Here is a 13,834-nt window from a genome sequence, read left to right as displayed (position 1 = left end):
TGCATTCAGCGGATACATAAAACATGGAGACACGTCATGGAAGATCTTTTTGCTCGCCAGCGCGCCGGGCGTCGCAGGCTGTTGAACCAGCTTGCCTTGCTGGGCGCCGGCGCGTTATTACCGGGCATTGGCCGCGCACAATCGGACAAGCCTGTATCGCTGATAGTCGGGTACTCTGCCGGCGGCAGTGCCGACCTGGTCGCCCGCGTTGTGGGTACCGAGTTGTCAAAGCGCCTGGGGCGTCAGGTCATCGTCGAGAACGTTGCGGGCGCCAGCGGCATGATTGCCGCGCAAAAAGTGCTCAATGCGCCAGCCGACGGTAACCTCATCTACATGGGAGGCACGGATACCGTGCTGGTGCCCATGGTCAATCCGAAGACCAGGCTTGATTGGGAGAAGGACCTTCTGCCGGTTGGGCGCATGACCACGGTGCCCCTGATATTCGCTGTTCCCGCGGGTTCGCCCCACGCGACGCTTTCCGACCTGGCAGGCGCGCTGCGCAAAAGCGGGAAAGAAAACTTCAATTACGCAACGCCCGGAATTGCGACGATGCAACATCTCTACGGGTCGCTGATCAATAAGCGGGCGAAGGTGGAAATGCTGCATATCCCGTACCGTGGTGGTGCCCAGATCGTGAATGATCTTGTTGGTGGCCAGGTGGACAGTGCGGTGCTGGTCTTGTCGACGGCGATGCCCTTTCTCAAGGAGGGCAAGATCAAGGCCCTGTCGGTGTCGGATAGTGCACGCGTCCCGCAACTGCCGAATGTCAGGCGCATTGGCGAGGAAGAGGGCTTCAACGGAATTTCACTGCCGCTCTGGCAAGGCCTGTTTGTGAAAGCGGGAACCTCCCCCTCTATCGTGGCCGCTTATGAAAAGGCATTGCTGGACGCCCTCGCGCAGCCCGACGTGCGCACAAAGCTGGCGGAAGCCGGTATCACGGTCGCTCCGATGACCGGCCGTGAGCTTCGTGCGTTCGTCGGCCCTCAGGCCGTGCTGTACCGCGATATTGTGAAGACCGCAAAAATCACCATGGAATGACAAGCGGCTCATCCTGGCCCGGTTGCGATAAAAAAATGACGGCATTGCCAGTCAGTCCTGGCGGTGATGGGAGGCTTTTGGCCGACATAGGCGGGACCAATGCGCGCTTTGCATGGCAGACCGGTGCCGGGGCATCCATCGATGACCTGGTGATATTGCCTTGTGCTGGATATGCCAGCCTTGCGGATGCAATCCGGCATTACCTGGGCGTTGTGAGGCGAAGCCCCCCTCCTGGCTGCGCAATCGCGATTGCCAATCCAGTGCATGGGGATCAGGTGCGAATGACCAACCATCGTTGGACTTTCTCGATCAAGGCGCTGAAAGAGCAATTCGGATTCGCGAAGCTGCGGGTGCTGAATGACTTTACGGCGCTGGCCCTGGCGCTGCCCACGCTGAAGCCAGGGGAGTTGCGTCAGGTTCAGGGCACAAAGGCCGCCCCTTTCGCTGCGATGGGTTTGATCGGGCCCGGTACCGGTTTGGGCGTTTCGGGGCTGTTGCCCGACGGGCAGGGCGGCTGGATTCCGATCGAGGGGGAGGGAGGGCATGCCACTTTGGCGGCTTGCACCCCGCGTGAGCAAGCGGTACTCCATTGGCTAAGCCGCCGCTACGGCCATGTTTCGGCCGAGAGAGCCGTGTGCGGCCAGGGCTTGGTCGATATTTACCTGGCTATCAAAGAAGTTGACGGCTGTGCACCTGACGCCGGGCTTGATGCTGCGACCGTAGCGTCGGCAGCACTGGATGGGGGTGATCCCTGGTGTCGCGAGGCACTCGATCTTTTCTGCGCATTCCTCGGAACGGTCGCGGGTAATCTGGCGCTGACGCTCGGCGCTCGCGGCGGGGTATTTATCGGCGGCGGCATCGTTCCGCGCATGGGAAAAGTTTTCGAGCGTACGGCGTTTGGGCAACGCTTCAAGGCAAAGGGCCGCTTTGCACAGTTCCTGGCAGACGTGCCGGTGTACGTCATTCAGTCCGGGCAATCACCTGCGCTTCGCGGTGCCGCAATTGCGTTGGACAGTCCGCCCGCTTCAGCGCCTGGTGTTCCGCGAGACGGGTGACGCGGCTCGCGGTGCCGATGGAACTCACGCTTTATCGTTGATCTCTCAGCGTTTACGCGAGCTGCCCGAGCAAAAGGAACTCCATGAGTGCCTTTTGTGCGTGCATCCTGTTTTCAGCTTCATCCCACACCACGGACTGCGGGCCGTCGATCACGTCGGCTTCGACTTCTTCTCCGCGGTGGGCAGGCAGGCAGTGCATGAAAAGCGCATCAGGCTTGGCTGCGGCCATCATCTCGGCGTCCACACACCAGTCGGCAAAAGCTTTCTTGCGTGCTTCGTTTTCGGCCTCATAGCCCATGCTGGTCCATACGTCGGTGGTGACCAGGTCGGCACCAGCGCACGCCTGCATCGGGTCCTTGAAGACCTTGTAGCTTTCGGCCGAACGGATGCCGGCGATGGACTGGTCGACCTCGTAGCCGCCCGGGGTGCTCACATGCACCTTGAAGCCGAGGATTTCGCTGGCCTGCAGCCAGGTATTGGCCATGTTGTTGCCGTCGCCCACCCACGCCACTGTCTTGCCCTTGATGGAGCCGCGGTGCTCGATGTAGGTGAATATGTCGGCCAGGATCTGGCAGGGATGGAATTCGTTGGTCAGGCCGTTGATGACCGGCACGCGTGAGTGCTCGGCAAAGCGGTCGATCTTGGTTTGCTCGAAGGTGCGGATCATCACCAGGTCGACCATGCGGCTGATGACCTTGGCGCTGTCTTCAATCGGCTCGGCACGGCCCAGCTGGCTGTCGCCGGTGGTCAGGTGCACCACACTGCCGCCCAACTGGTACATGCCGGCTTCAAAGCTCACGCGCGTGCGCGTCGAAGCTTTTTCGAAAATCATCGCCAGCGTGCGGTCGACCAGGGGCTGGTGTTTTTCGTAGGCCTTGAACTTCTTCTTGATGATGGCGGCGCGCTCGAAAACATAGGCGTATTCGGCCGCGTTCAGGTCGCTGAACTGCAAATAGTGCCGCACGGCAGCAGGCGTGGAGGGGATCGCAGTGGTCACGCGTTTTTCTCTTTCAAAAGCTGCTTGATCAGCGGAACCAGGATGGCCACCGCTTCGTCGGCTTCAGCCGTGGTCATGATCAGCGAAGGCACCATGCGGATCACGGTGTCAGCGGTCACGCTCAGCAGCAGGCCGTTTTCGGCGGCGCGGGCGAGCAGCTCGCCGCACGGCACTGTCAGCTCAATGCCCAGCATCAGGCCGCGGCCGCGGATTTCTTTCAAACCTTTTTCGCCGGCCAGCTCGCGCGTCAGCGCCGCGCGCAGGTGGTCGCCCACCTTCACGGCGTTGGCGAGCAGGCCATCTTCTTCCATGATGCGGATGGTTTCCACCCCCGCACGCATTGCCAGCGGGTTGCCGCCAAAAGTGGTGCCGTGGTTGCCGGGGCCAAAGATATGTGCAGCCTTGGGACCGGCCACCACCGCGCCAATCGGCACACCCGAGCCCAGGCCCTTGGCCAGCGGCATCACGTCGGGCATGATGCCCGACCATTGGTGGGCAAACCATTTGCCGGTGCGGCCCATGCCGCATTGCACTTCGTCGATCATCAGCAGCCAGTCGCGCTCGTCGCACAGCGCCCGCACGTCGCGCAGGTATTCGTCCTTCATGCTGTTGATGCCGCCTTCGCCCTGGATGGCTTCAAAGAATACGGCGACCACATTGGGGTTATTGGCCGTAGCGGCTTTCAGCGCATCGATGTTGTTGAGCGGTACGCGGATAAATCCCTCCACCAGCGGGCCGAAGCCGGCCTGCACCTTGGGGTTGCCGGTGGCGCTCAGGGTGGCGATGCTGCGGCCGTGAAAGGCTTTCTCATAGACAACGATTTCGGGACGCTCAATGCCCTTGTCATGGCCGAACTTGCGCGCCAGCTTGAGCGCGGCTTCATTGGCTTCCAGGCCCGTGGAGCAGAAAAACACGTTTTCCAGGCCCGACAGCTCCACCAGTTTGGCCGCCAGGGTTTCCTGCAGCGGCACATGGTAGTAATTGGAGCTGTGGATGAGCTTGGCGATCTGCTCCTGCAGGGCCGGCACCAGCCTGGGATGGTTATGGCCCAGCGTGTTGACGGCGATGCCGCCCAGTGCGTCGAGGTAGGCCTTGCCGTTAACGTCCCACACGCGGCAACCCTGGCCATGGTCCAGCGCGATGGGCAGGCGGCCGTAGGTGTTCATCACGTGAGGGGAGGCGGCTTCGATGTGCTTGGGAAGGGCTGCGGTCATGGAGAACTCCGGAACAAGGGCTGTAACAGGGCTGAAAATCGGAGGCCCGCAACAAGTGAAGCAGGCCTGGGCTGATTTTAGGCGCAGAGTTTGCAGGCTTTTGTGACGATCCTGCATCACTGCAATGCAGGCGCCTGGCGTCTGCGGATGTTGAAAATGAAATGCCAAGTCTTATATAAGAGTCGCAAATAAGATAGAATTGTTGTGCGGTGCAGCATGGGTTGAATACGATCCCCCTCCCACGTCAGGCGCCGCAAAAAACCCTCCATCCGATGGTCTCCAACACCGCCAAAGAAGTCTTCATTCAGGGTATTACCCGCGACGGCAAAACCTTCCGGCCCAGCGACTGGGCTGACAGGTTGTGCGGCGTGATGAGTCATTTCCGCCCGGGCGGCCCGCAGCCTGGCAGCCACCTGACCTACTCCCCCTGGTGCGTGCCCACCGTCATCAACGGCGTGAAGTGTGTGGTCGTTAACTCAGAACTGCGCGAGGCCGAGCCCATGGCCTGGGACTTCGCCATCAACTTTGCCAAAGACAACGATTTACAGGTAGCCGAAGCCTGTTTAATTCCGGATCCCCCGCGCAAAGACTGAGGTTTTCGAAGCGCCCAACAAAAAAGCCGTCTTTCGACGGCTTTTTTGCTTTGCTGCAGCGCACCCTACAAAACGGCGGACGGTATTTTCAAGATGCCGTCCGGGCGATTTGCCTGATTGCTCAGGCGGCCTTTGCGGGGGCCAGTGCCAGGGCTTTCACCTTGGCGGACAGGCGGCTCTTGTCGCGCGCTGCCTTGTTCTTGTGGAAGATGCCCTTGTCGGCAACCGTGTCCACAATGCTTTGGGCCTTGGCGAATAGGTCCTTGGCTTTGTCTTTGTCACCGGCTGCAACGGCTTTTTCGACGTTTTTCACAGCGGTGCGGTATTTGGAGCGCAGCGAGGTGTTCGCAGCGTTGAGTTTGACGTCCTGGCGGACGCGTTTACGGCCCGACGCGAGGCGGGGGTTCTTTTTCTTGGGTTTGGCGGTAGCCATATATAAATTCCTTTAATCCTGGGGAGGAGTCTGTGGATGTTGCAGCAAAGCCCATGATTATATACCCCCACGGTCGCTCACTGCGTGTAGCTCCCTGCCCCCCGAGGGGGCCGCTGCGCCTGCGGCCCGGCAAAGCCGGTTCCGCGGCCCCTGCTGGTATGGGAGGGGGCTGGGCGACTGGCGGGGGCTAAACTCCATGCGTGTCACTTTTCAAATCCGCTTCTACCGTCTCCCTTCTGACCCTGGTCTCCCGAATCACCGGTTTGGTGCGGGAACTGCTGATTGCCTCGACTTTTGGCGCCAGCGCCATGACGGATGCTTTCAATGTGGCATTTCGCATTCCCAACCTGTTCCGGCGGCTGTTTGCCGAAGGGGCTTTCAGCCAGGCTTTTGTGCCGGTGCTGGCTGCCAGCAAGGCCCAAAACGGCGACGCCGAGACCAAGCTGCTGATAGACCGGGTCGCCACTTTACTGGCCTGGGCGCTGCTTTTGACCTGTGTGGCCGGCGTGGCGGCAGCCCCGGTGCTGGTCTGGGCCATGGCCAGCGGCCTGAAGCAGGAAGCGCGCGGCTTTGAGGCTGCCGTGTTCATGACGCGCTGGATGTTTCCTTACATCGGCTTCATGTCGCTGGTAGCGCTGTCCTCGGGCGTGCTCAACACCTGGCGCCGGTTTGCCGTGCCGGCTGCCACGCCGGTATTGCTCAACCTTTCCATGATTCTGGCGGCCTGGTTGGGCGCTCCCTGGTTCAAGGCACACGGGATCGAGCCGGTTTACGCCCTGGGCGGCGGCGTGATGGTGGGTGGCATCCTTCAACTGGCGGTGCAGGTGCCGGCGCTGTTCCGGCTGGGGCTGCTGCCGCGCATTGGCTGGAACCCTTCTGCGATCAAGGCGGCCTGGGCCGATCCGGCCACCCAAAACATCACCCGGCTCATGGTGCCGGCCCTGCTGGGTGTCAGCGTGGCGCAAATTTCGCTTCTTATCAATACGCAGATCGCCTCGCACCTCACGCCCGGCAGCGTGAGCTGGCTCACTTATGCCGACCGCCTGATGGAGTTCCCGACCGCCATGCTGGGTGTGGCCATCGGTGTCGTGCTGATGCCGCAGCTGTCGGCTGCCAAAGCCGCCGGCGATGCGGCGCGCTATTCGGCCATGCTTGACTGGGGCCTGCGCATTGTGGTGCTGCTGGCCGTTCCCTGTGCCGTGGCCCTGATGACGTTTGCCCAGCCCCTGGTGGCCACGCTTTATCACTATGGCGCTTTTACCGACCGCGACGTGCAGCAGACCACCACGGCCTTGATGGGCTACGGCGCGGGCCTGTTGGGACTGGTGGCCATCAAGGTGCTGGCGCCCGGTTTTTATGCCAGCCAGGACATCAAGACGCCGGTGCGCATTGCGGTGGTCGTCCTGGTGGTGACACAGCTGCTCAATCTGGCGCTGGTGCCGTTTTTGCAACACGCGGGGCTGGCGCTGGCCATCGGTATTGGTGCGCTCATCAATGCGCTCTGGCTGCTGTGGGGGCTCAAGCGGCGCGGCAGCTACACGCCGGCGCCCGGTTGGGGCATGTTTTCGGCACAGGTGGTGGGTGCCAGTGCGTTGCTGGCGGTTTTCCTGCTGTGGGCGGCCGGGGCCGTGAACTGGGTCGGCCTGAAAGGCCAGTACCTGGAGAGAATAGGGCTGCTGGCGCTTGTCCTGATTGCATCGGGCGCTATTTATTTCATAGCGTTATGGGCGTCGGGCCTGAAGGTGCGAAAACTCCTGAAACACTGAATTGTCGCCTTTTTCAGACTCTTCAAGGGCATTCCTTGATTCCCTTTTTGCGCCGGTTTATGAGACAGTAGGGTATGCAATTAAATCTGACCGTACCGTCTCCATTGCAGTATTTCTCCAGCCTTGTGGAAAGCGACGAGCATTTCCCCCTGCTGGAGGCCGCCGTCAGCCTGGCGCAGGACGAATACCCCGACCTTGATGTACAGCAGGTGCTGGGCGACGTAGACCAGCTGCTGGCCCGCCTCAAGCGCCGCCTGCCTGCCGATGCTCCCGCGCTGCAGCGCCTGCGGGCACTGAACCAGTTCTTTTTTCACGACCTGAACTTTGGCGGCAACGTCAATGATTACTACGACCCCGACAACAGCTACCTGAATGCCGTGCTGCGCACACGCCGCGGCATTCCCATCACGCTGGCGGTGCTATGGCTTGAGCTGGCCCTGGGCCTGGGCCTCAACGCGCGCGGCGTGGCCTTTCCCGGGCATTTCATGGTGAAGGTCAACCTGCCCAAAGGCCAGGTTGTGATTGATCCGTTCAGCGGCCAGTCGCTCAGCCGCGAAGAACTGTCCGAGCGGCTGGAGCCTTTCCGGCAACGCAGCAGCGCCGACGAAGAGTTTGAAGTGCCGATGGGCTTGTACCTGCAGTCGGCGCCGCCGCGCGAAATCATCAGCCGCATGCTGCGCAATCTCAAGGAAATCCACAAGACTCAGGAAGACTGGCAGCGCCTGATTCCCGTGCAGGACCGCCTGATCGTTCTGCAGCCCGAAGCATGGACCGAATACCGCGACCGCGGCCTGGCCTGGGCCGCGCATGGCGAGCCCGAGCGTGCCATTGCCGACCTGGAAATCTATCTTGCCAACGCCGAAGACGCGCTTGACATTGACACAATGGCCGAGCGGCTGACCCAGCTGCGCCAGAGCCGCCACTGAGTTGCCCTGCTGCGTCCCCGGTTTGTCTGCTCCGGCATTGCTATTGATTTAATAGCTGCTTGCGCCCGTCCACAGGGCGCTGCAGGCACTTTTCTCAAAGAAGTTCGATCTCGCTGAGCGTGAGAAAGCAGCTTTCCCGTGTGATCGCCACAAAGTCTTCCAGCCAGGGCCGGCCTGACATGGCTTGCGTGCACGCGACATAGAGGCGCCCAGTCAGGCCCTTTTTGCCGATCGGCCTTGCGCTCACGTAACCTCTGTCCAGGTAACTTTGCACGGCCCATTTGGGCAAGGCTGCGATACCGCGGCCGCTGGCTACCAGCTGCAGCATGGCAATTGTCAGCTCTGTCGTACGGCGCGCAGGCCTGACGCCGGCCGGCTCCAGCACCTGGCGCACCACGTCGAGCATTTCGTCGGGTACCGGGTAGGTGATCAGGGTTTCGTTGGCGAAGTCCCTGGCCGTGAGATGCGTTTTCGCCGTCAGCGCATGCTCATTCGCCAGCAGCGCCATGATTTCAAAGCGGAACAACGGGTGGAAATCCACCGCTTCGCTGGCGTCTTCTTCCGAGACGATGGCGATGTCGGCGCGGTCCTGCAGCACGAGTGCAATCGGGTCGGGGTGAAAGCCCGAAACAATGTCCAGCTCCACCTCGGGCCAGCGTGAGCGAAACGAATCCATGGCCGGCATCAGCCAGTCAAAACAGGTGTGGCATTCCACAGCGATGCGCAACTGTCCTGAACGCCCCGTGGCCAGCCGCGCTACATCGCGCTCGGCTTCCTCGACTTGCGGCAGCACCGCGTCGGCCAGCGCCAGCAGCCTGAGGCCCGTGGTGCTGAACTGCGGGGGGACGGACTTGCGCTCGAACAGCGGCGTGGCGTAACGCTCTTCAAGCAGCTTGACCTGATGCGAGAGTGCCGACTGCGTGAGGTTGAGCAATTGCGCCGCGCGCACCAGGCTGCCGCTGTCGCGCAGGGCGGTCAGCGTGCGCAGGTGGCGCAGCTCAAGGATGGACGGGCTCATCAGTTGTTCCCTGCAGATCAATTAGCAAATTAATCGGTGAATCAATTATTTTCATGTTGAAAGGCAATTTCTTTCGTTTGAATAATAGTTGAATCTGGCCGACCATGCGTTCTTCTGTGATTCGCATTGGGAGATAACTGGATGGTCCACACACATACCCTCGGTTTTCCGCGCATGGGCGCGAACCGGGAACTGAAATTCGCGCTGGAAAAACACTGGCGCGGCGAGATTGACCTGGCTGCGCTGGAAGCCACCGGAGCCGGCCTGCGCGAGCGGCACTGGGCCGTGCAGGAAGAAGCCGGGCTGGACTTTGTCACGGTAGGCGACTTCGCTTTTTACGACCACGTGGCCAATCACATCCAGATGCTGGGTTGCGAGCCGGCGCGCTTTGGCTTCACCGGTCAGGAGTCTGCCCTCAGCCGCTACTTCGCCATGGCGCGCGGCGTTAATGCGCACAGCGACCATACACACGGTGCCGGCTGTGCGTGCGCGGATGGCAAGGCGGGCGGCGGCAGCTTCGCGCTGGAAATGACCAAATGGTTTGACACCAATTACCACTACCTGGTGCCCGAATTCAATGCAGGGACGCAATTCAGCCTTGCTTCGGAGCGCCTGTTCGATGAAGTGACGCAGGCCCAGGGCGCCGGCCACCGGGTCAAGGCGGTGCTGCTCGGGCCACTGAGCTTTCTGTGGCTTGGCAAGGAAAAGACAGGCGGCGATGAGCCCGGCTTTGACCGCTTCAGCCTGCTCGACAAACTATTGCCGGTGTATGCGCAGATTCTCGGGCGGCTGAAGGCGCAAGGTGTGGAGTGGGTGCAGATGGACGAGCCCATCCTGGGCCTGGATTTGCCCGAGCAGTGGCGCTACGCCTTTGAGCGCAGCTATTCACAGCTTGCCCGCAACGCACCCCAGCTGCTGCTGGCCACCTACTTTTCGTCGCTGGCCGACAACCTGAGGCTGGCTTGCCAGCTGCCGGTGGCGGGCTTGCATGTCGATGCGGTGCGTGCGCCCGAGGAACTGGTGGGGGTGGCCGACTGGCTGCCTGCGCACAAGGTGCTGTCGGTGGGTATTGTGGACGGCCGCAACATCTGGCGCACAGACCCCGACACGGCGCTGGCAAAGCTGCGCGCGGTCACTGCCAGGCACCAGGGCGAACTCTGGATCGCGCCCTCCTGCTCGCTGCTGCACGTGCCTTTCAGCCTTGCAGCCGAGAGTGCGCTGGATGCGGAACTGCGCGCCTGGCTCGCCTTTGCGGTGGAAAAACTGGGCGAGCTGCGCATGTTGCGTGCGGCGTTCACGGGAGAAGAGTCTCTGGTTGCCAGGGAGCTTGCTTCAGCCCGCGCAGCTGTTGCGGCGCGCCGGCGCAGCCCCCGTGTGCACCGGGCCGACGTGGCGTTGCGTCTTGCACGCAGCGTTGCAGGCGACGACTGCCGCAGCTCGCCTTTTCCGGTGCGCCAGGTCCTGCAGCGTGCCCGCCTTGCGCTGCCGCCGCTGCCCACCACCACCATCGGCTCGTTCCCGCAGACCCCGGAGATCCGCGCTGCGCGCGCAGCGTTCAAACGCGGCGAACTCGGCGCGGCGGGCTACCGTGAAAAGATGGAAGCCGAGATTGCGCTGGCGGTACGCAAGCAGGAGGCACTGGGCCTTGACGTCCTGGTGCATGGGGAAGCCGAGCGCAACGACATGGTGGAGTACTTCGGCGAGCAGCTTGACGGCTTTGCCTTCACCGCCAACGGCTGGGTGCAGTCCTACGGCTCGCGCTGCGTCAAGCCGCCGGTGATCTTTGGCGATGTGGCGAGACCTGCACCCATGACGGTCGAATGGACGGCGCATGCGCAGAGCCTGACGAAGCTGCCGATGAAAGGCATGCTGACCGGCCCTGTCACCATCCTGCAATGGTCCTTTGTGCGCGACGACCAGCCGCGCAGCCTGACCTGCGAGCAGATTGCCTGGGCCATACGCGACGAGGTGGTGGACCTTGAGAAGGCCGGCATCGGCATCGTCCAGATCGACGAGCCGGCCATTCGCGAAGGATTGCCGCTGCGCCGTGCGAGCTGGGCCGCGTACCTGCGCACCGCCACGCGGGCTTTTCGCATCAGTGCCTCGGGTGTGCGCGACGAGACGCAAATCCACACCCACATGTGCTACGCCGAATTCAATGACATCCTGCCGGAAATCGCAGCAATGGACGCCGATGTGATCACCATCGAGACCAGCCGTTCCGACATGGAACTGCTGCGGGGATTTGGCGCCTTCAGGTATCCGAACGAAATCGGGCCGGGTGTGTATGACATCCATTCACCGCGTGTTCCGACCGTGGACGCCATGGTGCGCTTGCTGCGAAAAGCTGCCAGCGTGATCCCGGCGGAAAACCTCTGGATCAATCCCGACTGCGGGCTGAAAACGCGGGGCTGGCCGGAAACCGAAGCGGCGCTCGGCAACATGGTGCGGGCCGCGCAAGAAGTGCGTAAGGAGCTGGCGGCTTTCTGACTCGGTGCGCCGGACGCCGGGAGGTAGGGCGAGTCAGGTGCCGCGCTTGAGGAAATGCGGAATCTGCATGCCGTCAGGAGAGTCCACATTGCGCGACATGGCCGGCGCCGTACTGACCTGCACAGGCCGGCCGACTGCGCGTGCGGTGCTTTGTGCGGACATGCGCGCGCCATGCACCAGGGATTCCTGCGCGGGCATGAGGCTGTTGGGGAGCGAGCTGCCCAGGCGCGCGGACGCGGCTTTGGCAGCGGGCGGTGGGTTGAGCAGCCGGGCACCCAGCGTTGCGGCGGTCGAGGGCAGGGGCGCGATCATCCGGACCGGGGCTTTGGCCGGCACCGTCGCGTGCCCCCTTTCGGGCGCGTCGTTGGCGGCTTGCGGCGGATACAACGTGGGGCGCAGCCACTCCAGGATCGGTTGCCATTGCTGCAGGTCTTGCGTTGCGGCGCTGGCCGGCAGGTCAAATATCGTCATGCCGCGCTCCAGGCTGCGTACATACAACTGGGTTTCGCGCAGGGCACCCAGAAAAGGTATGCCAAGGCTTTCAGACCACGCCTGCAGCGTTTTTGCGGCACTGGTGCGCCCGTCGATGCGCATGCCCACCGTGGCGAGCCGGCAGCGGCCGCTGGCCACGCGCGGCATGGCCATCAGCTCGGCGTGGCACTGCGCGGCCGATTCACGGTCAAACATCGAATTGCACACCGGCATGACGATGACATCGGCAAACATCACCACGCGCGCCAGCTCAAAGCCGTGCATGCCGCCCGGCGTGTCAAGCACCACGTGCGTGATGCCGGTGGGCACACGCAGCATGTTTTTCTGGTCGACGGCCCAGGGCGCGATGGCGGGCAGCGCGGGGTCCCGGCGCTTGAGCCAGCTTCGCGCCGACTGCTGGCGGTCTACATCGCCCAGCATGACCGAGCTGCCATTGCGCGCGCACCAGGCGGCGATGTGCGCGGCCAGCGTGCTCTTGCCACTGCCTCCCTTGCGGTTGACGACTGCGATAACCGGCATGACTGCTCCAAAGACGGATCGATGGAACAGTTTGATACATAACTAACAAAAAGTCCAGTGACCCCAAGCGCCATGGGCGCACGCAGCTAGTGTTTTTGTAGCAAAACGGCCCGACCGAAGGAGCGGACGGCCCCGGATCGTGGGGCGCGAGAGGGCGGTTGCGGCAGATTTAACCGACGGTGACGGCGGCGCCGTCGCCCTTGGGCGCGATCACACCGATTTCATACACCTGCTCGCCGGCGTCACGCAGGGTTTTGGCTGTGGCTTGCGCATTGGCGGCGTCCACCACCACGACCATGCCGATGCCGTTGTTGAAGGTGCGGTTCATCTCGAAGTCGTCGATACCGGCGGTTTTCTGCAGCCAGGCAAACAGCTCGGTTTGTGGCCAGCTGCCCTTTTTGAGATGGGCGGCCGTGCCTTCGGGCAGCACGCGCGGAATGTTTTCGAGCAAGCCGCCGCCGGTGATGTGGGCCAGCGCCTTGATCGGGTGGGCAGCCAGCGCGGCCAGCACGTTCTTGACGTACAGGCGTGTGGGTTCCATCAGGGCCTGCTTGAAGGGTTTCCCGTCCAGCTTTGCCGGAGCCGCAGCGCCGGCGCGTTCAATGCACTTGCGCACCAGGCTGAAACCGTTGGAATGCACACCGCTGCTGGCCAAGCCGAGCACCACGTCGCCGGGCTTCACGTCCTTGCCGGTCAAAATCTTGGACTTTTCGACCGCGCCCACGGCAAAGCCGGCCAGGTCGTATTCGCCCGCGGGGTACATGCCGGGCATTTCGGCGGTCTCGCCGCCAATCAGGGCGCAGCCGCTCAGCTCACAGCCCTTGGCGATGCCGCCCACCACAGCCGCGGCCGTGTCCACATCCAGCTTGCCGCAGGCGAAGTAATCGAGGAAAAACAGCGGCTCGGCGCCTTGTACCAGCACGTCGTTGACGCTCATGGCCACGAGGTCAATGCCCACGGTGTCGTGCATCTGCCATTCAAAGGCCAGCTTGAGCTTGGTGCCCACGCCGTCCGTGCCGCTGACCAGGACGGGCTCCTTGTAGCGCTTGGGCACCTCAAACAAGGCGCCAAAGCCGCCAATACCTGCCAATACGCCCTCCCGCATGGTTTTTTTGGCCAGCGGCTTGATGCGTTCGACCAGCGCGTCACCTGCGTCGATGTCGACGCCTGCGTCTTTGTAGCTCAGGGGGGAAGTGGAGGAGGTGGTCATGTGTCGGCTTTGATGCAGTGGGAGGGCAGGCGGTCAGAAGGCGGATTTGCAGCCCGGAAGCGGCCTGCAAGCCCGATAGAATT

Annotated in this window: 12 protein-coding genes; 6 read left to right on the top strand and 6 right to left on the bottom strand. The window is 62.4% G+C overall.

Annotated elements, in window-relative coordinates:
- The first annotated feature begins 36 nt into the window (after positions 1-36).
- Together AC1DYQ_RS18195 and glk are read left to right on the top strand one after the other, a co-directional pair.
- Positions 37-1,038, top strand: coding sequence for a Bug family tripartite tricarboxylate transporter substrate binding protein (locus tag AC1DYQ_RS18195; RefSeq protein ID WP_477687954.1), 1,002 nt, complete (start codon positions 37-39; stop codon positions 1,036-1,038).
- Positions 1,035-2,093, top strand: coding sequence for a glucokinase (glk, locus tag AC1DYQ_RS18190; RefSeq protein WP_477687953.1), 1,059 nt, complete (start codon positions 1,035-1,037; stop codon positions 2,091-2,093). The genes AC1DYQ_RS18195 and glk overlap by 4 nt, the downstream gene beginning before the upstream one ends.
- Before the next feature lie 52 nt (positions 2,094-2,145).
- On the opposite strand, the gene argF is transcribed toward glk, so the two are convergent.
- Together argF and AC1DYQ_RS18180 are read right to left on the bottom strand one after the other, a co-directional pair.
- Positions 2,146-3,090 carry an ornithine carbamoyltransferase gene (gene argF / locus AC1DYQ_RS18185; protein ID WP_477687952.1) on the bottom strand — a complete coding sequence of 315 codons (945 nt, stop codon included), beginning with the start codon at positions 3,088-3,090 and terminating at the stop codon, positions 2,146-2,148.
- On the bottom strand, positions 3,087-4,304 hold the full coding sequence (locus AC1DYQ_RS18180; protein ID WP_477687951.1) for an acetylornithine/succinylornithine family transaminase: 1,218 nt from the start codon (positions 4,302-4,304) through the stop codon (positions 3,087-3,089). The genes argF and AC1DYQ_RS18180 overlap by 4 nt, the downstream gene beginning before the upstream one ends.
- 272 nt (positions 4,305-4,576) lie before the next feature.
- Here AC1DYQ_RS18180 and AC1DYQ_RS18175 point away from each other — a divergent pair, with 272 nt between their 5' ends.
- Complete coding sequence (locus AC1DYQ_RS18175; RefSeq protein WP_411885285.1) at positions 4,577-4,897, top strand: DUF3579 domain-containing protein; 321 nt, start codon at positions 4,577-4,579, stop codon at positions 4,895-4,897.
- Positions 4,898-5,018: 121 nt separating this feature from the next.
- Here AC1DYQ_RS18175 and rpsT read toward each other — a convergent pair whose 3' ends face one another.
- Positions 5,019-5,330: a 30S ribosomal protein S20 gene (rpsT, locus tag AC1DYQ_RS18170; RefSeq protein WP_007864125.1), complete on the bottom strand. Its 312-nt coding sequence runs from the start codon at positions 5,328-5,330 to the stop codon at positions 5,019-5,021.
- A gap of 200 nt (positions 5,331-5,530) precedes the next feature.
- Between rpsT and murJ the strand changes: the two genes are divergently transcribed.
- Complete coding sequence (gene murJ / locus AC1DYQ_RS18165) at positions 5,531-7,096, top strand: murein biosynthesis integral membrane protein MurJ (protein ID WP_477687950.1); 1,566 nt, start codon at positions 5,531-5,533, stop codon at positions 7,094-7,096.
- A gap of 74 nt (positions 7,097-7,170) precedes the next feature.
- Positions 7,171-8,022 carry a SirB1 family protein gene (locus AC1DYQ_RS18160; protein ID WP_457279301.1) on the top strand — a complete coding sequence of 284 codons (852 nt, stop codon included), beginning with the start codon at positions 7,171-7,173 and terminating at the stop codon, positions 8,020-8,022.
- A gap of 94 nt (positions 8,023-8,116) precedes the next feature.
- Here the strand turns inward: AC1DYQ_RS18160 and AC1DYQ_RS18155 are convergent, their stop codons facing one another.
- Positions 8,117-9,040 (bottom strand): LysR family transcriptional regulator, encoded by a 924-nt coding sequence (locus AC1DYQ_RS18155; protein WP_477687949.1) that lies wholly within the window; start codon positions 9,038-9,040, stop codon positions 8,117-8,119.
- Between the two features lie 141 nt (positions 9,041-9,181).
- Here AC1DYQ_RS18155 and metE point away from each other — a divergent pair, with 141 nt between their 5' ends.
- Entirely contained in the window at positions 9,182-11,530 is a 2,349-nt protein-coding gene (gene metE / locus AC1DYQ_RS18150) for a 5-methyltetrahydropteroyltriglutamate--homocysteine S-methyltransferase (protein WP_477687948.1), read from the top strand.
- A 33-nt stretch (positions 11,531-11,563) separates the two neighbouring features.
- Here metE and AC1DYQ_RS18145 read toward each other — a convergent pair whose 3' ends face one another.
- Positions 11,564-12,541, bottom strand: a complete 978-nt coding sequence (locus AC1DYQ_RS18145) for a division plane positioning ATPase MipZ (protein ID WP_477687947.1) — start codon at positions 12,539-12,541, stop codon at positions 11,564-11,566.
- A gap of 169 nt (positions 12,542-12,710) precedes the next feature.
- Entirely contained in the window at positions 12,711-13,751 is a 1,041-nt protein-coding gene (purM, locus tag AC1DYQ_RS18140; protein ID WP_477671388.1) for a phosphoribosylformylglycinamidine cyclo-ligase, read from the bottom strand.
- Positions 13,752-13,834 lie beyond the last annotated feature (83 nt).

The organism is Polaromonas sp. P1_F4 (assembly GCF_056405675.1).
Note: the sequence above shows the minus strand (reverse complement) of the source record. Positions and strands in the feature narration are given on the sequence as shown.